This is a genomic window from Flavitalea plasmicola (assembly GCF_030546645.1).
Taxonomy (GTDB): domain Bacteria; phylum Bacteroidota; class Bacteroidia; order Chitinophagales; family Chitinophagaceae; genus Puia.
Genome location: NZ_JAUOTO010000002.1, coordinates 569,552 through 593,330, shown reverse-complemented (window position 1 = coordinate 593,330; position 23,779 = coordinate 569,552). Strand labels below are relative to the sequence as shown.

Here is a 23,779-nt window from a genome sequence, read left to right as displayed (position 1 = left end):
AACCAAGCAAATGAGAAAGACGCACATCGCCATTGCCTTGCTGTCAACCATGGTCCTGGGCAGCTGTAAAAAGAACTTTCCCCCCACCTTCCCTTCCGAGATCAATAAGATCAAACACGTGGTAGTGATCTATCTCGAAAACCACAGCTTCGACAATCTCTACGGACAATTCGCCGGCGCCAACGGGCTCTCAAATGCCAGGGCCGCGAATACTATCCAGCTGGACGCCACCGGTACTCCCTATGGTGTTCTACCGGCTATTCCCGGCTCGACCGCATTTCCCACCAACCTCCCTAACACGTACTTCAACATCGATCAGTATGTGCCCAATGATGCGGCTACTCCCGACGTGCTGCATCGCTATTACCAGGAGCAGCTGCAGATCGACGGCGGCAAGATGGACAAATATGCTTTATACAACAACACCGCAGGACTATCCCAGGGCTACTATAAGACAAGCCTGTTGCCAATGTTAAGCCTCACGCAGCAATATACCCTTTGCGATAATTTTTATCACAGCGCCTTCGGCGGCTCTTTCCTGAACCATATATGGCTGATAGCCGCCGCCAGTCCGGTGTTCCCCAATGCACCCGCCTCCATCGTTGCTAAGCTGGATTCCACGGGTAAGCTCATCACTGACGGCGCCGTAACTCCCGATGGGTTTGCGGTGAACACCAGCTTCACCGTGAATGCCCCTCATCCATCCACTGCTAACCCGGCCGCGTTGGTGCCTAACCAAACCCTCCCTACCATCGGCGACAGGTTGAGCGAGAAGAAAGTCACCTGGGCCTGGTATTCCGGCGGTTGGGACAGCGCCCTGGCCGGCCATGCACCCGGCACCTTCCAATACCATCATCAGCCCTTTGCCTATTTTGCCAATTACGCGGATGGCACGCCAGCTAAGAAAGAGCACCTGAAAGACGAAACGGAATTCATCGCTGCCGCCAAAGCAGGTACGCTCCCCAGCGTCTCTTTCGTAAAACCTGTCGGCGCAAACAACGAACATCCCGGTTATGCCAACCTGGCCGCTGGCGAGTACCACACGGTGGACCTGATCAACGAAGTGCTGAACGGCCCCAACGGCAAGGACGTGGTTATCATTGTCACCTATGACGAGAACGGCGGCTTCTGGGACCATGTTGCGCCTCCTGTCGTCGACAAATGGGGACCCGGCACCCGCGTTCCGGCCATCATCGTATCTCCATTCGCCAAACGCGGATACGTGGACCACACGCAATACGAGACGGTCAGCATCCTCTCTTTCATTGAAAAAAGATGGGACCTGAAACCCTTGGCATCCCGCGACAGAGATGCCAACCCTCTTCAGAATGTATTTGACCCCAATTATGACGATAAAGGACACAGCGGCCACGGTTACTAAGATATGGTTACTCACGGCTTCGGTCATCTGGGTTTCCTGTAACCAACCGCCACCAGATCCACCCGAAAAAATAATAGCGCAAACGCTGTTGGCACAAGTCGACAGCTTTGCTGCTTTATGCAATACCCTCCAGCATGCAGTAGAGCATGGCAGCTCCAACGATAAGCAACTACGGGAGCTGTTCCTTCAAACAAGGATGGGATATAAAAAAATGGAATGGGCCACCGAATACTTCGAGCCTGCAACCGCAAGGTTTGTCAACGGCCCTCCGGTGCAGGAGGTCGAGGCGGATGGTCAGGTCCTTGAGCCGGCAGGATTACAGGTCATAGAAAGTTACCTCTATCCTGCATACGACAGCACCCGGAAAGAGGATCTCCTGCGGCAGCTGCACCTTCTCCCATCCGCCTGCGTCAGGTTTAAGCGTCACTTTGCCAACATCGATATCCTGGACTGGCAGGTGTTCGATGCCGCGAAGCTCGAAGTGTTCCGGATAATGACGCTGGGCATTACGGGCTTTGACGACCCCCTTTCCCTGGAAAGCATAAGAGAGTCAGCCGCAGCCCTCTCCAGCCTTGAGAACATCCTTCCTCTCTATGCACACGCCGAAACCCTGCTCCCCAGTCTTCGTGAAGCTTCCATCTATCTCGGCAAACATCCCGGCTTCGATTCCTTTAATAGGGCCGAATTCATTACTGCCTACGCCAATCCTTTATCAACGGCGATAACAGACCAGCAACAACGGTTAAAGATGAAGATCATCCGGTACAACCGCCTGCTGAACCAGGACGCAAAAACGCTGTTCGATCCAAAGGCTTTTAATGTCGACGCTTATATGCCGGATGCCGCTGCCTTCATGACGGATGAGAAGATTCTGCTGGGCCGGCGCCTGTTTGCCGATCCGCTGCTTTCCGGCACAGGTACAAGAAGCTGCCAGTCCTGCCACCAGCCGGATAAAGCCTTTGCCGATGGCCTGTTGAAAAATACGATCATCGGGGGCCATAAGCTGCTCTCCAGGAATACGCCGACCCTGATCAATGCAGCCTTGCAGCCATCCCTGTTCTACGACCTGCGGGCAAAGAGCCTGGAAGACCAGGCGCTGGCTGTCGTCCAGAATGAGAAAGAGATGCATGGCTCTATAAAATTGTCAGTCACCCGCCTGTGGGAAGACACATCCTACCGCCGGCTGTTCGCATCGGCCTTTCCCAAAAAGGACAGGATTGACATCGATACCCTGGAAGTAATGAACGCACTTGGCTCCTACGTCCGTAGCCTGACCTACCTCAACAGCCGCTTTGACGAATACATGAGGGGAAATAAAGCCGCCCTCAATGACAGCGAGATCGAAGGATTCAACCTTTTCATGGGTAAGGCCAAATGCGGTACCTGCCATTACATGCCGCTCTTCAGCGGTGTCTTCCCCCCAAGATTTATGAAGATGGAATCGGAGGTCATCGGTGTGCCGCAATCGATGGCTAATAGGAAGATCGATCCGGATAGGGGAAGATACGAAGTCATAAAGGTCCCGTCATTCATGCATTCATTTAAAACACCTGCTCTTCGCAACATAGCCCGCACAGCCCCCTATATGCACAATGGCGTGTTCAATACCCTGGAGGAGGTGATTGATTTTTACAACAAGGGCGGAGGGGCAGGTCTGGGGCTAAAGATGGATAACCAAACGCTGCCTTTTGATAAACTGGATCTTACGGAGCACCAGCGGAATGAGATAGTCGCATTTATGAAAAGTCTGGATAGTCAATATCCTTCAGAATAAATCCAAGCCTCCGGAGAGGTCGTATAAAGTGCTTTCTGTTTTCAAACCAGGCAGCCGTGCCAAATATCAAAACGATCCCGGTATAAACAGCCAGGGCGGCAGGCAGATGAGCGATGATCCCGCCGGGCACATACAGCTTGAATAAGACCCCTTCCAATACAAGGCACGTGATGGGTATCCCCCCCAGATCAAACCTTTTCTTCAGTATAAAAAATTGGCTTAACAGTTCATACTGCCGCCTGACGCTACACCGGATATCGAGCAACTTCGCTGTTGCGTCTGGTCGATACATTGCTTTGAATTTGCGCATCAGCACTATCGTAAAAGGAATATACAGAGCGGCAACTGCGGCGCACATGGCCATCACCTGGTTATCACCCCGGAATTTTATGAACAGCCAGCAAACAGAAGAATAAATGAGGATATGGTAGGATAGGGCCAGCCAGAAATATCCGGCAATGGCTTTCTTTTCCTTTCGGATCCTCGATCTTACGACGGCCGCCACCTTTTCTTTACCTAATAGGCTGGCTTCGGAAGCCGCATTTTTTGCCCAGAGACCTTTGATCTCATCAAAAGAGTTCATAGTAATAAGTTTTGCGTTATATAAGATTTTTCAGTAACTCCTTCAGGTTCTTTTTGATCCTCACCAGCCGGACGCTTACATTGCTTTTAGTAAGACCTGTTATGGCAGAGATCTCTTCATAGCTGTTTTCCTCAAGGTACAGCAGGGTAATGGCCTTATCCATTGCACTCAGCTTATTGATCGCGCCATAAAGAAAAGCCATCTTTTCAGCCTCGCTATGTTGATCGTTCATCTCAGCAATCTGTTCGTAGTGCTCGGGTATTATTTCTTTTCGCGGTTCTTTGCGGCTTTTTTTTGCGTAGGTGATGGCCGTGTTCAAGGCAACCTTGTACATCCAGGTGGAGAATTTGGCATCCCCTTTGAAGCCCGGATACGACTTCCATAATTGATATAATACCTCCTGGAAAGCATCCTGCCTGTCATCAGGCACATTAAAATAGACATTGCATATCTTATGAATAATCCCAATATTCCTGTTTATGTCGTCTATGAATGTATCTTCAGTCATACTATACCTGATTAGTACATCGAAAAGGAGAAAAACTACATCGAAATTGGAAATTTATGGGTTAAATTTAGTGACAATTAAAACGAAAGACTATGGCAATCAGGGTAGCGGATCAGCTGGTTTCGATGTTATTAAAGGCAGGCATTAAACGCATCTATGCCATCACAGGCGACAGCCTCAATGAGTTTAATGACGCTGTTCGCAAACACCCTGAATTAAAATGGATCCATGTCAGGAACGAAGAGGCCGGAGCCTTCGCCGCCTCTGCCGATGCCCAGCTAAGCGGGCTTGCCTGCTGCGCTGGCAGCAGCGGTCCCGGACATGTGCACCTGGTGAACGGTCTGTACGACGCGCAGCGTTCCGGTGCGGCGGTACTGGCTATTGCATCCACCTGCGCCACTAAGGAATTCGGCAGCGGTTATTTCCAGGAAACGAATGTGATCAAGCTATTCGATGATTGTAGTCATTATACACAGGTGGCGGCAAATGCACAGCAATTTCCCAGGATGGCCCAGGCGGCCCTTCAAACCGCCATTCAAAAAAAGGGCGTCGCTGTCCTTGGGCTTCCCGGTGACATTGCAGGGCTGCCGGCAGCCGACATCGATTCTTCAACGGATAACTTTTTCTCCAAAGCCAGCATCTGTCCCGCACCTGATGAGCTGCAGGCCTTGGCCGCCCTCATCGATCGTAATCCCAGGATCTGCATCTTCTGCGGCATTGGTGCGGCGGAAGCACATGATGAGGTCGTGCAACTGGCCGGCTGGCTGAAGGCGCCGGTGGGATTTTCCTTTCGGGGTAAAATGGCAATAGAATATGATAATCCTTACGAAGTTGGAATGACAGGACTGCTTGGACTGCCCTCTGCCTATCACAGCATGCATGAAAGTGACCTTGTCCTGTTATTGGGCACGGATTTCCCTTATACGCCTTTCTATCCACAGGACAAGAAGATCGTCCAGGTAGATATAAGACCTGAGAACCTCGGCCGGCGTACGCGACTGACCATGGGCTTGTTCGGCGATGTCAAAACAACCGTGAAAGCGCTGATGCCTTTGTTGAAGGAAAAGACGGACCGGAGCTTCCTGGATGCCCAGCTTCATATACATGAAAAAGTAAAAGACCATCTTGCCACGTATGTACAGGACAAAGGGAAGACCAATGCCCTGCATCCGGAGGCAGTTGCGGCAGCCATTGACCTTATAGCTGCCGATGACGCGATATTCACCTGCGACACCGGCATGTGCAATGTATGGAGCGCAAGGTATATCCGGGCCAATGGCAAAAGGAAAATGATCGGCTCGTTTGTACATGGGTCCATGGCCAATGCGATGCCGCACGCCATCGGCGCGTCCCTGGCTTGCCCCGGCCGGCAGGTGGTCGCCCTATGCGGAGATGGCGGGATATCCATGCTGCTGGGCGAGCTGGCCACTATCCGCCAATATAGCCTTCCCATCAAGCTGATCGTTTTCAACAACAGATCGCTTGGCATGGTCAAGCTGGAAATGGAAGTAATGGGGCTGCCGGATTTTCAGGTGGATATGGTTGACCCTGATTTTGTGAAAGTGGCGGATGCCATGGGTTTTAAAGGGATTACCATCAATGAGCCTGAACAGATCGGACCCGGCCTGCAGGAGGCCTTTTCGACCGCTGGCCCGGTGCTGGTCAATGTGTTTACGGATCCCGCGGCCCTTTCCATGCCGCCCCATATTGAATTGAAGATGGTCAAAGGCATGGCCCTTTCCATGACAAAGATGATGCTGGGAGGTAAGTTCGAAGAGGTGCTGGCCACCGTCAAAGGGAATTACAAGCACCTAGCGGAATTGCTGGACTAATAGCCGGAGATACCGGGCTGTATGACTGTCCTTCACCTTGCTGAGGTCTTTCGGTGTGCCGGCAGCCACAATACGACCGCCCTCCTCGCCTGCGCCGGGCCCGATATCGATGACCCAATCACTATGAGCAATGACATGCATATCATGTTCGATCACGATCACCGTATTTCCCGCCGAGACCAGGCTGTCCAGCTCCGCCAGCAGCTTCTCCACATCGGATGGATGAAGCCCCGTGGTAGGCTCGTCCAGCACATATAAGCTATTGCCATGTTGGGTACGCTGCAGCTCCGTCGCCAGTTTGATTCGTTGGGCCTCGCCGCCTGATAGCTCGGTAGCCGGCTGACCAAGCCGGAGATAGCCCAGCCCCACCTGCCTCACCGTATCCAGCGCATGGTGCACATGTGGCTCATCGTCAAAAAATTCCCATGCGGCATCCACCGTCATGCCGAGCACGTCGGCAATATTCTTGTCCCGGTATTTTACTTCCAGGATCTTTTTATTATAGCGGCTACCCTGGCAGGTAGGGCAGGGGGTGTAGACACTGGGAAGGAATAACAGCTCCACCATTACAAAACCTTCTCCCAGACAGTGAGGACAACGGCCTTTGGCTACATTGAAGGAAAAGCTGCCTGCATCATATTTACGCGCTTTGGCCATTTTGGTGGCCGCAAAGATCTTCCGCACATGATCGAACAGGCCAGTATAGGTAGCAAGGTTGGAGCGCGGCGTCCGGCCAATGGCCTTTTGATCGACGACCACCAGCCGCTTGATCGCATGCATCCCCTCCGTGATCTTCCCACCCAATGTAGAGACAGTGGCCTGCTCCAGCTTGTTCACCGCTTCATCTCCCTCCGGGGTTATATCTATCTCCTGCCCCAGCTGCGCCGCTACAAGCTCTATCAGCACCTGGCTCACCAGGCTGCTTTTGCCCGACCCGGATACGCCCGTGACACTGGTAAACACGCCCAAAGGAAAGGCGGCATCCAGCTTATGCAGATTATTTCGTGTCACCCCTTCCAGTCGTAGCCAGCCGCTTGGTTTTCTATACGGCTTGTCGCTGTCGCTATGGTCACTAAAAAGGTATTTCCCGGTCACCGAAGCGGCAACGCCTGATAGCCCCTCGGGCGGCCCACTATACAATATCTTTCCTCCTCCTTCACCCGCCCCCGGACCAACGTCTACGATCCAGTCGGCATGCCGGATCACGTCTATCTCATGTTCCACCACAAAAAGCGAATTTCCCGAAGCCTTCAGCTTGTCCAGCGCCCGCAACAATGCTTCCGTATCGGCCGGATGCAACCCGGCGGAAGGCTCGTCCAGCACATATACTACGCCAAATAGGTTGGAACGCACCTGGGTCGCCAGCCGCAGCCGCTGTAATTCGCCCGGCGAAAGGGTAGGAGTGCTTCTTTCTATCGTGAGATAGCCCAGTCCCAGGTCCAGGATGACATTTATCCGGGAGATGATGTCATCGCCGATACGTTTTGCAACCATATCTTTACGATGATCTCTCAGATACTTCGCGAACATTTCCTTCAGACGCGCCAGGCTGATCCTGGAGATATCTGCGATATCATAACCGGCAAATTTCACCGACAGCGATTCCTGACGCAGCCGCTTACCGTGACAGAGCGGGCATTCGCTACTCACCATATATTGGGATACCCGCTTTTTCATCAGCGCACTCTGGGTATTGGCAAAGGTCTGCAGTACATATTTTTTTGCCCCGGTGAAAGTCCCCATATAGGAAGGCTCCATTTTACGCTTCAGCGCCTTTTGCATCTCTTCAGCGGTAAACCCGGAATATACAGGCACCGTAGGCTGCTCCTCCGTGAAGAGGATCCACTCCCGGTCCTTTTTGGGAAGATCACGCCAGGGGATATCTACATTGTAGCCCAACGTCATCAGTATCTCCCGCAGGTTTTGCCCCTGCCATGCAGTAGGCCACGCGGCGATAGCCCGTTCCCGGATGGTCAGCGAATCGTCAGGGACCATGGACCTTTCCGTTACTTCATATACTTTTCCCAGCCCATGACATCGCGGACAGGCGCCTTCCGGTGTATTGGGTGAAAATGCCTCTGCATAAATAATGGATTGTCCCGGCGGGTAATCTCCGGCGCGTGAATATAACATACGCAGCAGGTTGGATAAAGTGGTTACGCTGCCCACAGAGCTCCGGGTACTGACAGTACCGCGCTGCTGTTGTAACGCGACAGCCGGTGGCAGACCTTCGATCTCATCTACTTCCGGCACCGCCATCTGATTGAACAACCTTCTCGCATAGGGCGACACCGATTCAAGATAGCGCCGCTGGGCTTCCGCATACAAGGTTCCAAATGCCAGTGAAGACTTCCCGCTGCCCGATATGCCCGTAAATACCACCAGCGCATCACGGGGTATCTCCAGGTCTATATTTTTTAGATTGTGCTCGCGGGCGCCATGTACTTTGACAAATCCGGTAAAGTGTTGTTTCATTTTCTACTTCTGTTCACCAGCAAAAGTATGACAATAACAACGGCCACCACAGCCAGCACTCAGAAGGAGCAGTTTAAGTATAGATTTCATATAGAGGTTAATTTTCATAAAGGCAGAAAATATTGTGCCATGCCGGTAATAAACCGATCCTCGCCGGCAAGATCTCCCCAAGGACCCATGAGTAGTTTCAACCCCATAGCAATTTAAAACGGCTCAATTTTGCCCCTGATCTCATCAGTTATGCAAAAAATACTATTGATCTTACTCCTGGCAGCCGCGCTTGCAGCATGCAAAAAGAACCACGACAAACAATTCAGCTGCCGGCTCACAGCGCTGCACGCCCCTTCAGGGCTCGCCACCTTTCTCTCCTACAACAACGAAGGAAAGCTCGTTCTGGAGGAATCAGGCAGGTCCATCAACACCTATACCTACGAGGGCGCCTCGGTCACCATCACCACTTATGATACGGGGCTGATCAGCCGAAAGACGATCGTACTGAACAACACGGCGGGCCTTGCGGCGAATGTGAGGGTGGAATTTGGTTCCGACGGCGCGAACTGGTCCAATACCTATCATGAATATGAGGGCGATGAGGTCATCCGGTCGATCACTACGTTCCCTTCCAATCCCCCTGATACAGTCACCTATCTCTGGTCAGGTCATAATTTGGTAGGACAGGTACGGGACGGTGATACGACCCGATTCGAATATTACACAGACAAGCCCCGGCAGGACGGCGACTATCTCTACCTGTCGCAATTCCTTTCAGGTTATGAGGTCTACAGGACAAAGAATCTTTTCAAAGGTTATGTAGGCGCCACCTTTATCTATGACTTCACGTCCGATGGTAAGATCGCAGCGCTCAAGGTCCCCACCCTCGGCACGATCTATAGCTGCGAATATCAATGTAAATGAAATAATTGAACGTGCACAAATTAGTATGGATCGTATTACCCAATACAAATGTAATTGAAGGGCTCGCCTCCCATCGATTGCCCGAAAACGTTGTAGTAAATAAATCCTGCGCATACATTCTATGGGTTAAATTTGTCGTATACATTCCAAACGTATGCGAACCAATAAGGTATTAGCACTGGCACTCACGATGTGCACGATAACGATCAGCGCCATTTCTCAGAAAAAAGCCCCCACGGTCCTCCTGGACTATTACTTCAATAACGAATGGCAGCACCCCGCCGGCCGGGACTCGGTGCGATTCCATTACACCTGGGAAGACCCCGCCAACAGCGGCTTCTCAAAACTCGGTGATATTTTCAAAAGCCAGGGATTTTCCCTGGCAAGCCTGGAGACCGCGCCCTCCGCGGACAACCTCGGCAAGGCGTCCGTATATATTATTGCAGACCCCGACATCGAAAACGAGAACCCGCATCCCCATTACCTGGCTCCGGCGGATGTACAGGTCATCGTAGCCTGGGTGAAGGCAGGGGGCGTCCTCGTGCTGATGGGCAATGACAAAGGCAACGCAGAATTCGAACATTTCAACCTGCTGGCTGAAGCATTCGGTATCCATTTCAATGAGGATTGCGTAAACCATGTGGTTGGACAGGACAGGGAGCCGGGCACCATCCACACTCCTGCAAACGATCCGATCTTTAAAGCTCCTCTCCAACTTTACATGAAGGATGTTGCCAGCCTCCGGCTAAGCGCCCCGGCAAAGCCGGCCATCATAAACAACGGCGCTACGCTCGCGGCCACTGCCCGGCTGGGGAAGGGCATCGTCTTCGCGGTAGGCGATCCCTGGATCTATAATGAATACATCGACAACCACATCCTTCCCGCCCCTTTCCAGAACACCGCAGGAGCAACAGCCTGGGTCGGCTGGCTGAAGGCGCAGGTGAAATAGCTTGGGATGTTTCCCTTATCTTTATCCGGGAAAGGGACACACCTGGGAAAATGATCGACATACACCAAAACGACATAGAGGACGAACGACAGATCCTGGAGGCTGCCGCTGCGGGCGACGAAAAGGCTTTCCGGACGCTGGTGGAAGCATATTGGAGCCGGGTATATTTCAATACGCTGGCCCTGGTGAAATCTCCTCCTGTCGCGCAGGAACTCACACAGGACATCTTTTTGAAGATCTGGCTGCAAAGGGAAAAGCTCAGGGAGGTCCGGCATTTTTCAAATTACATTTATGTGGTGGGGCGCAACCAGGTCATTGCTGCCCTGCGGAAAAAGATAATAGAAACGGCCGCTGCCGACGCCGCCGCGCTCCGCGAAGACATGCTGTCCCCGGACCTCCGGTTGGAAGGGAAGGATGCGTATAAGATGCTCATGGAAGGCATAGAGCATCTCACTCCCCAGCAAAAGCTCGTTTTTAAGCTCAGCAGGCTGGAAGGACTTTCCCATGAGGAGATCGCCCAACAGCTGGGCCTTTCCAAAAATACCGTAAAGGTCCACATGGTCATCGCATTGAACTTCCTGCGGGGCTGGCTCCGCGATCTGGGCTACCTGACCCTGGCCTTTTTCTTTTTTTTGTAAAAAATCCGCTGGCAACTAATCCCTGCTCATCTGTATAGGCGTCCTGTATATACTTAAAGCATTGTATGGACAACCAGGAGCTCGCAGTTTTATTGGATAAGTACACCACAGGGGAGCTTTCTCCCTCCGAAAGGATCCGCCTGGCGGAGCTCATCGATCTGCCGGGAAATGAAGGGACGCTGGAAGACTTTGTCCGGCAGGTGATGACATCCGATGATTTTGCGGGCCTGGGCGAACCGCGCGTAAAAGAAGCTATCTTGTCCCATCTCGACAGGAGGATAGCTCCTCCCAGGCGTATATCCTTGCCCCGGTATGCCGCGGCAGCGGCCATCCTTCTCTTGCTGGCCGGCGGTTTCTGGCTTTGGCGCGCAGGCAGGCCCGGTACGCAGCCGGGTGTTGCACAGCAAGCCGCGCACGACGTTGCGCCGGGACATGAGGGCGCCATCCTTACGCTGGCCGATGGCAAGCAGATCGTCCTCGACAGCAGCAGCAAGGGGACGCTCGCAAAGCAAGGCAATACGGCCATAACAAAGCTCGGCGCAGGCGAGCTGACCTACCAGGCCGAAACGACCGCCGCCGCTGAAGTAATGTACAACACTCTCTCCACACCCCGGGGAAGAAGGACCAGCGTCGTATTGTCCGACGGTACGCGCGTATGGCTCAATGCGGCATCCTCCATAAAATTCCCTACAGCTTTTACTGCAGGCACCCGGGTGGTGGAGATCTCCGGAGAAGCCTGGTTCGAAGTGGCAAAACATCCATCCCAGCCATTTATCGTCAGAACATTACATTCTGATCCACTTGAGATACAGGTGCTGGGGACCAGCTTTAATATCACGGCCTACAGCGATGAGGATGCCGTCAGCACCACCCTCATGGAAGGATCGGTCAAAGTGGTCAGCGGATCTGCTGCAAAGCTGCTTACGCCCGGCCAGCAGCTGATCGCAAAAAGCGACGGCAGGCTGGAGCTCAATCCTGCCGTGGACCTGCAAAAGGTCATTGCCTGGAAAGAAGGCAATTTTCTTTTCCGCGGAGATGAGCTCACCTCGATCATGCGACAGCTCTCACGCTGGTACGATATTGATGTTCATTTTGATGGTGCGGTAAGTGACCACTACACCGGTAAGATAAGCCGTCAGGTAAATATATCTCAGGTTTTAAAAATGCTCCAGGCTGCAGGAGGAGTGGAATTCTCCGTGCAGAACAAAGAAGTAAAGGTCTTGCCAAGATCCATCTGACCTCCGTCTTGCCATTGTTGCTTTATCTTATCCAATGATGATCGATGATCCATTACGTGTTGCCGTAAAAAACCGGGAACGATGCCGCGTTCCCGGTCGAAAGATCGGTAAAACATGTAAAGCGCTATTGTATTGCTTATTGTTTAACCAAACTAACCAAAGGTATGAATTTTTTGGACCACTGCTTATTGCGCCTCATAAGAGGCAGCAATGCTCAAATGATCAGGTGTATGAGATTAACCGCCGCTATCTTGCTCGTTACAGCGCTTCATGTTTCCGCCACCGGGTTCTCACAGCGAATAACCCTGACAATGCATGATGAACCCCTCGAAAAAGTGATCTCGGAGATCAGCCGCCAGGGCAGGATCGAGATCCTCTACAACAATGACCTGATCCGGAAAGCCGGTCGTGTCACCGTCGTCGTCCGGGATGCGGATGTCGACGAAGCGCTTTCAATGGCCCTTTCTTCCACTAATTTTGATTTCCGGCTGATGGAAGGCATGCTCATCATCAGCCCGCGTGCCGCCCCCTTGTCCGTCAGCCCAACCTTGCATCTTCCGCCAAAAGAGATCGTAGGGAAGGTCGCTGACCCTGATGGAAAGCCGCTGGCCGGCGTCTCCGTGGTCAACAAGACGCAGAAGAAAGGTACGCAGACGAGAGCCGATGGGTCCTTCAACATTGCCGCCAATGAAAAGGATATATTGGAATTTTCCATCGTTGGCTACGGCACACAGAACTATAAGGTCACAGGCACGCTGACTGATATCTCCATTGCGCTCACACCGCAGGCCTCCAACCTCAATGAAGTGGTGATGATCGGCTATGGCTCTTCCCAACGCCGGGATCTCACCGGCTCCGTCTCCACCATATCCGGGAAAGATGTGCAGGACATTCCTTTCAACACCGTGGATAATGCCATCGCAGGAAAGGCCGCCGGTGTCCAGGTCACCAAGACAGACGGCACGCCCGGCGGCGCCGTACGCATCCGCGTCCGGGGTACTGCCTCCATCATCGGCGGGAACGATCCCCTCTATGTCATCGACGGTGTTCCCGTACAGGTCCAATCGAACTATATCAACCAGGGCTATGACGTGGGCAGCCCCGTGGGAAACGACATCGCCGGTGTGGGGGGATCCAGCCAGGGTATGTCCACGGCATTCGTCAATGGCCTCAACAGCCTGGGCGGCCTCAACCCGGATGATATCGAGTCCATTTCCGTCCTCAAGGATGCCAGCGCATCAGCCATCTATGGTTCCAAGGCGGCCAACGGCGTAGTGATCATCACGACCAAAAAAGGCAAAAAGGATGCAAAGCCGCAGATCACCGCCAACTATTACGCTACGCTGACCAAAATTATGAAAAGGCCCAAGCTGCTGAATGCTGATCAATATAAAACGCTCCTGACCGAAGCCGCCGTGAATGACAATGCAGCCCGTGACAAGGCGGGCAGGGCCCATCGCCCCCAGGCCGACCAGATCGTCAACGACCCGCAGGGTTTTTTCGGAACAGGTAGCACCGACTGGATCGACCAGGTCACACGCTCAGCCGTATCGCACACCGCGGAACTGTCCATACAGGGTGGGGGAGCCTCCTCCCGCTATTATTCATCCATCGCCTACACCAGCACGCCCGGCATCATCATTGGCTCGGACTACAAGAGGGTGGTGGGTAAGATCAACATGGAGAACGACATCAGCAAAAAGTTCCGGTTCATCACCAATTTCAATATCGGCGCCACCAATCAGAACATCACCAACGGGGCCTACGACCAGGCGCTGAAAGCACCACCCACCTATAGCCCTTACGATTCCACCGGTAATTTTGCCAATTTTTCAACCGTCGGTTACAGCTACCTGGGCTTTCAGAACCCCATAGCCCTCCTGACAGCCACCAATAATTCCAAGACGACGAGCCTGCAGGGTTCGCTCAGTGCCGTATATGACATCACTCCCGGCCTTCAGTTCAAAAGCACCGTCTCGCTGAATAGCCAGGTCTACAACCAACGCCTGTATACGCCCAGCTACCTGCAGATCGGGAGCTTTTATGGAAATGTCGCCAGCAACGGCGGCATCGGAGGCAACAGCAACAGCCGTTTTACAGACTGGTTTATAGAGAACACACTTGGCTATACCAAAGAATGGAACGACAAACATGCCGTCAACATCCTGGCAGGGACCTCGTATGAGACGATCAGGACCAGCTTCTTCAGCGCGACAGCCACCGGTTATCCCAATGACAATGTCCTCAATAGCCTCAGCTCGGCCATCACCCCGCTGTACACGACGGGGGACGAGCCATCCAAACCGCAGAGCTACCTGGTGTCCTATTACCTGCGCGCCAACTATACTTTTAAGGACAGGTACCTCTTTACTTTTACAGGACGTACGGACGGCAGCTCGAAGTTCGGACCTGATAATAAGTTCGGCTATTTCCCCTCCGGCGCCATCGCCTGGCGCCTCTCGAAAGAAAAATTCCTGGACAAAGTGTCCTGGATCGAGGACATCAAGCTGCGGGGCAGCTATGGTCTGACAGGCAATCAGAACATAGGCGACCAGAAATACAGGACACTGTATTCTCCCTATTCCTATGCGGGCAACAACGCCCTGGTGCCGGATCAGCTGGGCAATCCCACGGTAAAATGGGAGACGACCAAACAAACGGACCTGGGGCTGGACTTCTCATTCTTTAAGAACAGGCTGCAGGGTACTTTCGATTATTACAACAAGCAGACCGACGACGCGCTGTTGTCCCTCCCCGTTCCACCCAGCAGCTCCTATGCTTCCTTGCTGGCCAATGTCGTGGGCATACGCAACCGGGGTGTCGAGCTTTCCCTCCAGGGTGATATCGTCCGAACAAAGGACTTCCGCTGGAACATGTCCGCGAATATCACCTGGAACCGCTCCATCATCACAAAGCTGAGCAAAACGGCCGATCTCAATACACAGCTGACCTCTCCGTCGTTGATAGAATACCAGAACACCACCCTTATTGAAGGACAGCCGCTGGGTCTCATCACAGGGATGAAGGTCACCGGCATCATCAGGGACCAGAAACAGCTGGATGATTACAAAAGCAAGCTGGGCTTTTTCTCTGCCTATTTCAGATACCTGGATATCGGTGATCCGATGTACCAGTTGGACACGGTGACCTATGCTTCCATGGGAGCCGCTTACATCGATTTCCATACGATCATCGGCAGCGGAGCGCCCAAATATTTTGGCGGCTTCACCGAGTCCTTCAGCTATAAGCATTTCGACCTCAACCTCTACTTCCTGTATTCGGAAGGCGGCAAGCTGATGTGGGGAGACGATGTCAGCAGCACGACCTTCAACGGTATTTCCAATGCCAACGCCAATATGCTGAAACGCTATACGCCGCAGAATCCGGGTTCCGACAGACCACGTCTATTGTTGGGCGATCAGCTTATCTACAACACGAACCTGAGCATCTATAACTCCTCGTACCTCAAATTGAGAACGGCTACGCTCAACTACCGTTTTGACAAGAGCAGCTGGATGACAAAGGCGGGTATACAGGCGGCTTCTATATATCTCTCAGCCACCAACCTGTTCACCATCACCAAATACCCCGGGAATGACCCGGAAACCTCCGACGACAGCTACAGCGTGTCCGGCGGCTATTTCGACGTGAGTAACTATCCCGCCGTCAGGACCTTTTCCGCGGGCGTGAAGATCGCTTTCTAAATTAAAAACTACGAAACATGAAGATCAATCATAAAATATGGTTCATTTTAGTTCTGGCAGCATCGTTCGCCGGCAGCTGTAAAAAACAGCTGAATGTCTTCCCCACCACAAAAGAGGTGGATGGCAATATCATCACCGACGAGAAAAGCGCGACAACAGCGCTCAATGGAGTCTATTATCGATTTGCCGATGCCGGTGTGGATTATAATGGTGTGCCGGTGACCCAATGGTACTCCGGGAATGAAGAGACGCCATCCCAGCTGAGCGGCCTCTTCGATTACAGCAACGGCGGCCCCCTCCTCAGCGCGCATACCTACGACGCCAAAACTTATGGTATTGATTTTAAATGGAATTATGGCTATGCATTGGTCAACGCAGCCAACGGCTTCCTGAAAAATATAGAACCTCTGACTAAGATCACCAGCTCCGCAAAAACCCGGATGATCGCCGAGGCAAAATTCCTCCGCGCATATGGCAACAGCGAGCTGCTGCTCTATTATGGACAGTATGACGACACCACCAGTCCCTATGGCATCATCCTGCACAACGAATTCATACAGCCGGACAATATTTTCCTTCCCAGGTCCACAGTCGGCGCCGCCTATGATGCCATCCTCGGTGACCTGGACGCCGCCATCCCGGACCTCCCGGGGACCAATACGATCATGGCTTATACCAATAGCTGGGCGGCAAAATTGCTGAAGGCAAGAGTGCTGATCAACCGGGGCCTGCCTGCCGATTATACAACCGTCATCAACCTTACAAAAGATATCATCGCCCATAGCCCTTTCCAGCTGGAAACTAACGTCCGCGACATCTTCTGGTCAAAAGGCCTCACGAGTACGGAGGTCATGCTGGGTGTACAGCCATACCCCAATCAGACTGCAAAATGGCTGAGCTACATCAACTATGACGACTTTGGCCCCAACGATTTCATGAAAAGTCTTTTCGAAAATGATCCCCGCGACGAGTGGTATATACAGACGGTTATTACCCCCTATGGGCCTTACACAGGACTTACCAAATATTACCCGGGTTCGGTGGATCATATTGCTGCCGCACCCGTATCGGAATATAGTTATGCATTCCGGCTGACGGAGGCCTACCTGCTCCAGGCCGAAGCCATCGTGGCCGCAGGCGGCGACCTCACTGATGCAAGGATATTGCTGAAGACGGTGATGACCCATGCTGGCTTCACCGATCTCTCCAGCGTCGATGCCGCCGCATCCGCAGAACAGCTCCAACTGCTGATCATCGAAGAAGAGATGAAGAGCTTTGCAGCCGAGAATGGACAGGATTGGCTGGCTGTCCGGCGCCTGCCCTTTGCTACCTTGCAGGGGCTGCTGCCTTCGATCACAGACAAGCACCTCCTGCTGCTCCCCATTCCCGATGCCGAGATCATTTCCAATGATAAGATCAAACAAAATCCCAATTATTAAACACTGTCAGATGAAACTTACGATCACGCTATTTATTGCCTGCCTTTGGTCCCTTTCTCCCCGGGCCCAGTCTAATACCACTATTCACGCCACGATCAGGGACCTGGCCCCCGGCCAGTGGGTATACTACACTGCCATGATGAACAGCCTGCAGAAAGATTCGGTACAGACCAGCGCCGGCGGATTCACCATCCATTTGCAGATCCCGGAAGGTCAGGGGGACGCCTACATCTTTCGCATCGGTGCCAGATATGCCGAGCATTCCTACGAATTGATCTACATCGAGCCCGGTAACATCGAAATAAAAGGGGAGGGGCCCCTGTTTAAAGACGCGAAGTTCACAGGGGAAAAATGCCTGGCCGACAACGACGACTACCGCACCTTCATCGACACGGACCCGGTGCTGAAAGGGCGTTCTGATCTATATAAAAAAGCCAATGATCTCTACGCAAAAAAAGACTCCGCCGCCCTGGCGGCCTTGCAGCCCGAGCTGGATAAAATGGATTCCATCGACAAGGCGCTGACAAAACAGTGGATTGCTAAACACACTGCTTCCTCCTACAGCGCCTTCCTGTTATCCCGCCAACTGGGCAGCCTGCCACTTGACGAAAAGGAGAAGATCCTGGCTTCCCTTACGCCTGCTGCCCGCCACAATGCCCCTTCCAAACGCATCGCCGAAAGCATCCGCATCAATAACCTCACGGGCATTGGCAAGCCTGCATTAGACTTTACGCAAAATGATACGCTGGGCAAACCCGTCTCCCTCAGCAGCTTCAGAGGGAAATATGTACTGGTGGACTTCTGGGCCTCCTGGTGCGGCCCCTGCCGCGCCGAGAATCCTAATGTGGTGGCCGCTTATGCACAATACAAGGATAGGGGCTTCACCGTGCTCGGCGTCTCGCTGGATCAGCCCAATGGCAAAGAAAAATGGCTGAAAGCCATTCATGACGATGGCCTCACCTGGACCCATGTCTCCGATCTCAAATTCTGGAACAATGCAGTGGCCAAACAATACGATATTAATTCGATACCATCCAACCTGCTGATCGGCCCCGACGGAAAGATCATCGCAAAAGACCTGCATGGAGACGAGCTGGCAAAAAAATTAAGCGAACTGTTGGGCGGCACTGCCCGGCATTTCACGCTTAAAGGTTCCCTGCAGGGCGCCACACCCCTGCTGAAACTATACTACCTCGCCAGCGACGGCAAGCAAAAACAGGACAGCGTCCGGGTTCGTGATGGTAAATTCACCTTTCGCGGCGACATCAACGAGCCCACCATCGCCTTCCTTTCCGGCGCCCCCCGTGCGGCCGGCATGGATGACCCGCATACCGTAAGCCTTTTCCTGGAGCCCGCCGACATGACGATCACCCTCCCGGCCGGCAGTTATAAGAAGGCGGTTATCACCGGTTCCGCCTCCCAGCAGGAATATGAGGCCCTCGCCAAAGAGAAAGAATCTATATATATAGAAATGGAGCCGCTGTCCAAAGAGTATACAAAGGCCGGCGAAGCTTTAAGGGCGGCCATGAAGGCCAAAAAGGATGACACTCTCATCGATACCTTGCGCAATCGCGCCGCCGCCATCCACGACAGGTTTGAGCCTTATTTCGCTCGTACCGCACAGGCAGACTATGCTTTTTTTGCCGCCCATCCACAGTCCTACGTCACTGCCTACCAATTGCGTTTCTACACCGCCAGCCTGACCGTGGACTCCCTGCGCAAGTTCTACACGAATCTCGGCCAGGCCGTACAGCACAGCAGCTACGGAAAGTTCCTGGCCGATGAGATGGGAAAGCTGGAAGCCGGCTCCCCCGGCAGCATGGCAAAGGATTTCACTGCGAAGGAGATCAATGGCAATTCGCTGGTCCTTTCCTCGCTGAAAGGCAAATATGTCCTCATCGACTTCTGGGCCAGCTGGTGCGTCCCCTGCAGGAAAAGCATGCCGCATGTAAAAGAGCTTTATTCCATGTACAAGGATAAAGGGTTCGATGTCATCGCGGTTGCCGACGACGACAGGGATAGCACCGCATGGAAGAAAGCCATGGCAAAAGACGGGACAGGCGATTGGCACAACGTATTGAGGGGACTGGACATGACGAAGATCCAAAAGGGCGAGAAGAACGAAAAAGACATCAGCGAAAAATTCGGCATCCATTCCCTGCCCACCAGGATCCTGATCGACCCTGCCGGCAAGATCATCGGACGCTATGACAAAGGCACTGACGAAGAGGCCGCGGAATTGGACAAGCAGCTGGCGGAGGCCATGGCAAAGGATACCCATTGACGGGCATACATATCCACCTGGACAAGCAAATCCTGGCAGGCACCCCGTAGCTTCCGGTATGAAAAACCGACATCTGTCGTGGTCGATCATGTTCTCACCCGCCCAAACTAAAAATCCTCGCTTCAAAAAGTGTACATTTGACAATTAATATGTACCTTGTACTACGATCCCGGGGATCGCTAACGATAGTGTGATTCTAAAATATTGCTAATGAAAAGGTTCCTGCTCATTCTTGGATTTTATCCATTCCTCGCCGCTCATTCCCAGTCCAGCGACTATCCCATTCAGCCAGTGGCATTTACAAAAGTACAGCTCACCGATTCTTTCTGGTCTCCCCGTATCAGCCGCAACCGAACCGTCACCATCCCCGCCTCCTTCGACCGCTGCGAGAGCACAGGCCGGGTTCATAATTTTGTAATGGCCGCCCAAAAACAAGGAAAATTCGGTACCAAATTCCCCTTTGACGACACCGATATCTATAAAACCATCGAAGGCGCCTCGTTTTCCCTCGCCGTCCACCCCGACCCGAAACTAAAGGCGTATGTGGACGCATTGATCGACACGGTTGCCGCCGCCCAGGAACCGGATGGCTATTTATACACGGCACGCACCATCGACTCCCTGCATCCTCACGCATGGTCAGGACCCGACAGATGGGTAAAAGAGCACGAACTGAGCCATGAACTATACAACTCAGGCCACCTGTTCGAAGCCGCCGCCGCCCACTACCAGGCCACCGGCCAGCGCAACCTGCTGGATATAGCGCTGAAGAATGCAGACCTCCTGGTCCGGACCTTCGGTCCCGGCAAAAGAGAGGTCGCCCCCGGTCATGAGATCGTGGAAATGGGACTGGTGAAGCTGTACAGGATCACGGGAAAAAAAGAATACCTGGACCTGGCGAAATTCTTCATCGACGCGCGTGGCAAACGCGCCTACGACAAGACCAGCAATGACGAGTGGAAGAATGGCGAATACTGGCAGGACGACAAGCCCGTGACGGAACAGGATGAAGCCGAAGGGCACGCGGTCAGGGCCATGTACCTGTATTCCGGTATGGCAGACGTGGCGGCCCTTACAGGCGACAAACAATATATAGCTGCCGTCGACCGCATATGGACCAACATGACGGATAAAAAGTTCTATGTCCAGGGCGGCATCGGCGCCATCCCCGCCGGCGAAAGGTTCGGGGGAAACTATGAGCTGCCCAACGCCACCGCTTATAATGAGACGTGCGCTGCCATCGGCGATGTGTATTGGAACCTCCGTATGTTCCTCCTCCATGGTGATGCAAAATACATGGACCTCCTGGAGAAGGTCCTGTACAACGGCATGCTCTCCGGCGTGGGACTGGACGGTAAGTCATTTTTCTATACCAATGCCATGCAGGTGACGGATGGATTCAAGCATGATGCCCTGGAACCCCAACGTTCAGGCTGGTTCGAATGCTCCTGCTGTCCCACCAATATCCTGCGCCTGCTGCCTTCCTTGCCAGGATATATTTATGCCCGGAAAGACCAGGACCTCTATGTCAATCTTTTCATCAGCAGCAAGGCCTCTCTTTCCATAGACGGCCAACCTCTGGAGATCACCCAGGTGAACAACTATCCCTGGGATGGCCATCTTGCCTTTTTATTGTCCCCGGCCGCCGCCCAACCGTTCACGCTCCGCCTGCGTATACCCGGCTGGGCCCGCAATGAAGCCATGCCCTCCTCTTTGTATTCCTATACTACCATTAATTCATCCCTGCCCAATATAAAGATCAACGGCCAAAAAGTCCCCTGCAAACTGGAGGATGGATATGCCGTCCTGCGACGCACCTGGAAAAAAGGAGATAAGATCGAGCTGGACCTGCCGATGCCGGTACGGAAAGTAAAAGCAAATGCAAACCTCAGCGAAGACAAGGGCAAAGTGGCCATCCAGCGTGGCCCCCTGATGTATTGCCTGGAATGGAAGGACAATGGCGGCAAGGTCAGCGATCTGCTGTTCCCTTCCACCGCCATACTAACCCCTCAGAAACAGAAGAACGACCTGGGCAGCATCACTGTCCTGAAAGGACAGGGGCTTCGCCGGGACAGCACTTCCGGCGTAACCAGGTCCGTTCCCGTCACCCTGATACCTTACTACGCCTGGGCCAACAGAGGCCCGGGAGAGATGACCGTGTGGCTGAAACTGCTGAACTGATAGGAGACATCGACATGGAAAAGAGAGAATTGATAGCACAATTGCAAAGGAAGGTTGCCCTCTGCGACGACATGACGGCCTATCGGGGCCTCTATGACCTGCTGCACCAGGAGCTGTTCCTTTTCAGCTATTCGATCATCAAATCCAGGGAAGTAGCCGAAGAGATCGTGTCAGATGTATTCATTAAGCTGTGGCGGATCAGGAATGAATTGCTGGCGATCGGGAACCTCACTGTCTTTCTCTATACCATCGCAAAGAACCTCTCCATCAACCATATCACCCGCAACTACAAATATCCCAAGGTAAGCCTCGACTCCATTGAGGTGGAGAACGTGGCTAATTTTGACAACGGGGAGGAATTGTTTATTACCGCAGAGCTTGCCAGGCGTATCCAAAAGGCCATCGATACATTGCCCCCTCAATGTAAGATCATCTTTCAGCTGGTGAGGGAGTCCGGCCTGAAGCATAAGGAAGTCGCCGCCATCCTGAACATTTCAGAGCTTACCGTACGCAATCAGCTGGTGATTGCCGTCAAAAAAATTGCAGCTTCCGCCCAGCTCAGCATCCCGCCGGTACGTAATAGAACGCTCCCTCCAACCGCTTAATTCTCAAGCCCCCCAATTTATTTTTTTCTCCTTTGGTATAACTTCCTCTTTCCTGTGTCCTATTGATATAGCCTTTGCGAATGGACAATGAAAAAATGTGGCAGCTGCTCATCCTAAAGCTCTCGGGAGAAGCTTCCGGCGAAGAATTGGCTGAGCTTGAACTTCTTTTGCGACAACATCCGGATCTTGCGCAGCAGGCAGCATCCGTGGAATCCATATGGAAAAGTAAAGGAGCGCCGGCGCCGGCTGATACGGATCACCTGTTCAACAGGCATTTGCAACGTTTAAGCGATGGTACGGCAGACAACACTCCTTTCCAGCCCATTCCGGATGTCCGCCGCAGAACGTCCGGAACGCAAAGAATATTCTTTATAGCCGCCAGCCTGGCTGCTGCTGCTGTCATAGCCATCGTCCTGTTCAACGCCCTCTCCGTCAGCGGCAATCTGCCAAACCCCGCCACTCCCGCTGTCAGCGGCAACTCCGTCAGCACGAAGAACGGTTCCAAATCCAAGCTGCAGCTACCCGACGGCACGCAGGTCTGGCTCAACTCGGGCAGCAATATATCGTATGAAAATGATTTCGGAAGCGCCTCCCGCCAGGTCAGGCTCATAGGCGAGGCTTTCTTCGACGTTGTAAAAGACCCGTCACGCCCCTTTGTCATTCATACGGCGACCATCGACATAAAAGTGCTGGGAACTGCATTCAATGTACGATCCTATCCGGAGGAAAAGATCACCGAAACGGCCCTCATCAGGGGCGCAGTGGAAATTACGCTGAAAGCCAGCACGGACAAGAAGATCGTGTTAAAGCCCAATGAAAAGCTGGTCGTCAGCAACGACAGCTCCTGGCTTTCCAAAGACAGCGCTCATGCTGTCAATGTCCCCAAAAAGCCGGCGGTCATGACGCTTACCCAGGTCCATCACCTGGATAAGGATAGCATTGCCACGGAAATGCTATGGACGAAGAACAAGCTGGTATTCGATGGAGAGACGCTGAGCGAAGTGGCCTTAAAGCTGGAAAGGTGGTACGGCGTAAAAGTGATCATTATAGGTGACGAGCTGAAGAACATCGAATACACTGGCGTGTTCAGCGATGACAACCTGACGGAGGTATTGTATGCCCTGCAATTATCCGGGAATTTCAAATATGTCATCAGGCGAAATGAAGTGATCATAAGACCCTGATGATTTGACCGATAAGCTAACTATTGTAAACCAAAATACTGCATATGAAAATAACTACGTAAAACAGAAACGGAGAATGTTTGCAGCAT

The 23,779-nt window shown here is 52.8% G+C and carries 16 protein-coding genes; 13 read left to right on the top strand and 3 right to left on the bottom strand.

Annotated features, from left to right (window positions below; translation table 11 throughout):
- Nucleotides 1-10: 10 nt before the first annotated feature.
- On the top strand, nt 11-1,381 hold the full coding sequence (locus Q4E93_RS07620) for an alkaline phosphatase family protein (protein WP_303583975.1): 1,371 nt from the start codon (nt 11-13) through the stop codon (nt 1,379-1,381).
- Entirely contained in the window at nt 1,347-3,155 is a 1,809-nt protein-coding gene (locus tag Q4E93_RS07615; RefSeq protein ID WP_303583974.1) for a cytochrome-c peroxidase, read from the top strand. The genes Q4E93_RS07620 and Q4E93_RS07615 overlap by 35 nt, the downstream gene beginning before the upstream one ends.
- Here the strand turns inward: Q4E93_RS07615 and Q4E93_RS07610 are convergent.
- On the bottom strand, nt 3,118-3,738 hold the full coding sequence (locus Q4E93_RS07610; protein WP_303583973.1) for a hypothetical protein: 621 nt from the start codon (nt 3,736-3,738) through the stop codon (nt 3,118-3,120). The genes Q4E93_RS07615 and Q4E93_RS07610 overlap by 38 nt on opposite strands.
- A 16-nt stretch (nt 3,739-3,754) precedes the next feature.
- Complete coding sequence (locus Q4E93_RS07605; RefSeq protein ID WP_303583972.1) at nt 3,755-4,246, bottom strand: RNA polymerase sigma factor; 492 nt, start codon at nt 4,244-4,246, stop codon at nt 3,755-3,757.
- 92 nt (nt 4,247-4,338) lie between these two features.
- Here Q4E93_RS07605 and Q4E93_RS07600 point away from each other — a divergent pair, with 92 nt between their 5' ends.
- A complete protein-coding gene (locus tag Q4E93_RS07600; RefSeq protein ID WP_303583971.1) occupies nt 4,339-6,078 on the top strand; it encodes a thiamine pyrophosphate-dependent enzyme in 1,740 nt (579 codons plus the stop codon).
- Here Q4E93_RS07600 and uvrA read toward each other — a convergent pair.
- Nucleotides 6,058-8,553: an excinuclease ABC subunit UvrA gene (uvrA, locus tag Q4E93_RS07595; RefSeq protein ID WP_303583969.1), complete on the bottom strand. Its 2,496-nt coding sequence runs from the start codon at nt 8,551-8,553 to the stop codon at nt 6,058-6,060. The two genes, Q4E93_RS07600 and uvrA, sit on opposite strands and share 21 nt — an antisense overlap.
- Before the next feature lie 240 nt (nt 8,554-8,793).
- Between uvrA and Q4E93_RS07590 the strand changes: the two genes are divergently transcribed.
- From Q4E93_RS07590 to Q4E93_RS07545, 10 genes are all read left to right on the top strand, one after another.
- Nucleotides 8,794-9,468 carry a hypothetical protein gene (locus Q4E93_RS07590; RefSeq protein ID WP_303583967.1) on the top strand — a complete coding sequence of 225 codons (675 nt, stop codon included), beginning with the start codon at nt 8,794-8,796 and terminating at the stop codon, nt 9,466-9,468.
- 154 nt (nt 9,469-9,622) lie between these two features.
- A complete protein-coding gene (locus tag Q4E93_RS07585; RefSeq protein ID WP_303583965.1) occupies nt 9,623-10,417 on the top strand; it encodes a DUF4350 domain-containing protein in 795 nt (264 codons plus the stop codon).
- Nucleotides 10,418-10,467: 50 nt separating this feature from the next.
- Nucleotides 10,468-11,055: an RNA polymerase sigma factor gene (locus tag Q4E93_RS07580; protein WP_303583963.1), complete on the top strand. Its 588-nt coding sequence runs from the start codon at nt 10,468-10,470 to the stop codon at nt 11,053-11,055.
- A 65-nt stretch (nt 11,056-11,120) separates the two neighbouring features.
- Complete coding sequence (locus Q4E93_RS07575; protein WP_303583961.1) at nt 11,121-12,293, top strand: FecR family protein; 1,173 nt, start codon at nt 11,121-11,123, stop codon at nt 12,291-12,293.
- 230 nt (nt 12,294-12,523) lie between these two features.
- A complete protein-coding gene (locus Q4E93_RS07570; RefSeq protein WP_303583958.1) occupies nt 12,524-15,997 on the top strand; it encodes a TonB-dependent receptor in 3,474 nt (1,157 codons plus the stop codon).
- 17 nt (nt 15,998-16,014) lie between these two features.
- On the top strand, nt 16,015-17,436 hold the full coding sequence (locus Q4E93_RS07565; RefSeq protein ID WP_303583956.1) for a RagB/SusD family nutrient uptake outer membrane protein: 1,422 nt from the start codon (nt 16,015-16,017) through the stop codon (nt 17,434-17,436).
- Nucleotides 17,437-17,446: 10 nt separating this feature from the next.
- Complete coding sequence (locus tag Q4E93_RS07560; RefSeq protein WP_303583954.1) at nt 17,447-19,720, top strand: redoxin domain-containing protein; 2,274 nt, start codon at nt 17,447-17,449, stop codon at nt 19,718-19,720.
- 210 nt (nt 19,721-19,930) lie between these two features.
- Nucleotides 19,931-21,901: a glycoside hydrolase family 127 protein gene (locus Q4E93_RS07555; protein ID WP_303583953.1), complete on the top strand. Its 1,971-nt coding sequence runs from the start codon at nt 19,931-19,933 to the stop codon at nt 21,899-21,901.
- Nucleotides 21,880-22,506 (top strand): RNA polymerase sigma-70 factor, encoded by a 627-nt coding sequence (locus Q4E93_RS07550; RefSeq protein WP_303583952.1) that lies wholly within the window; start codon nt 21,880-21,882, stop codon nt 22,504-22,506. The genes Q4E93_RS07555 and Q4E93_RS07550 overlap by 22 nt, the downstream gene beginning before the upstream one ends.
- Before the next feature lie 80 nt (nt 22,507-22,586).
- On the top strand, nt 22,587-23,690 hold the full coding sequence (locus Q4E93_RS07545; protein WP_303583948.1) for a FecR family protein: 1,104 nt from the start codon (nt 22,587-22,589) through the stop codon (nt 23,688-23,690).
- Nucleotides 23,691-23,779: the final 89 nt, after the last annotated feature.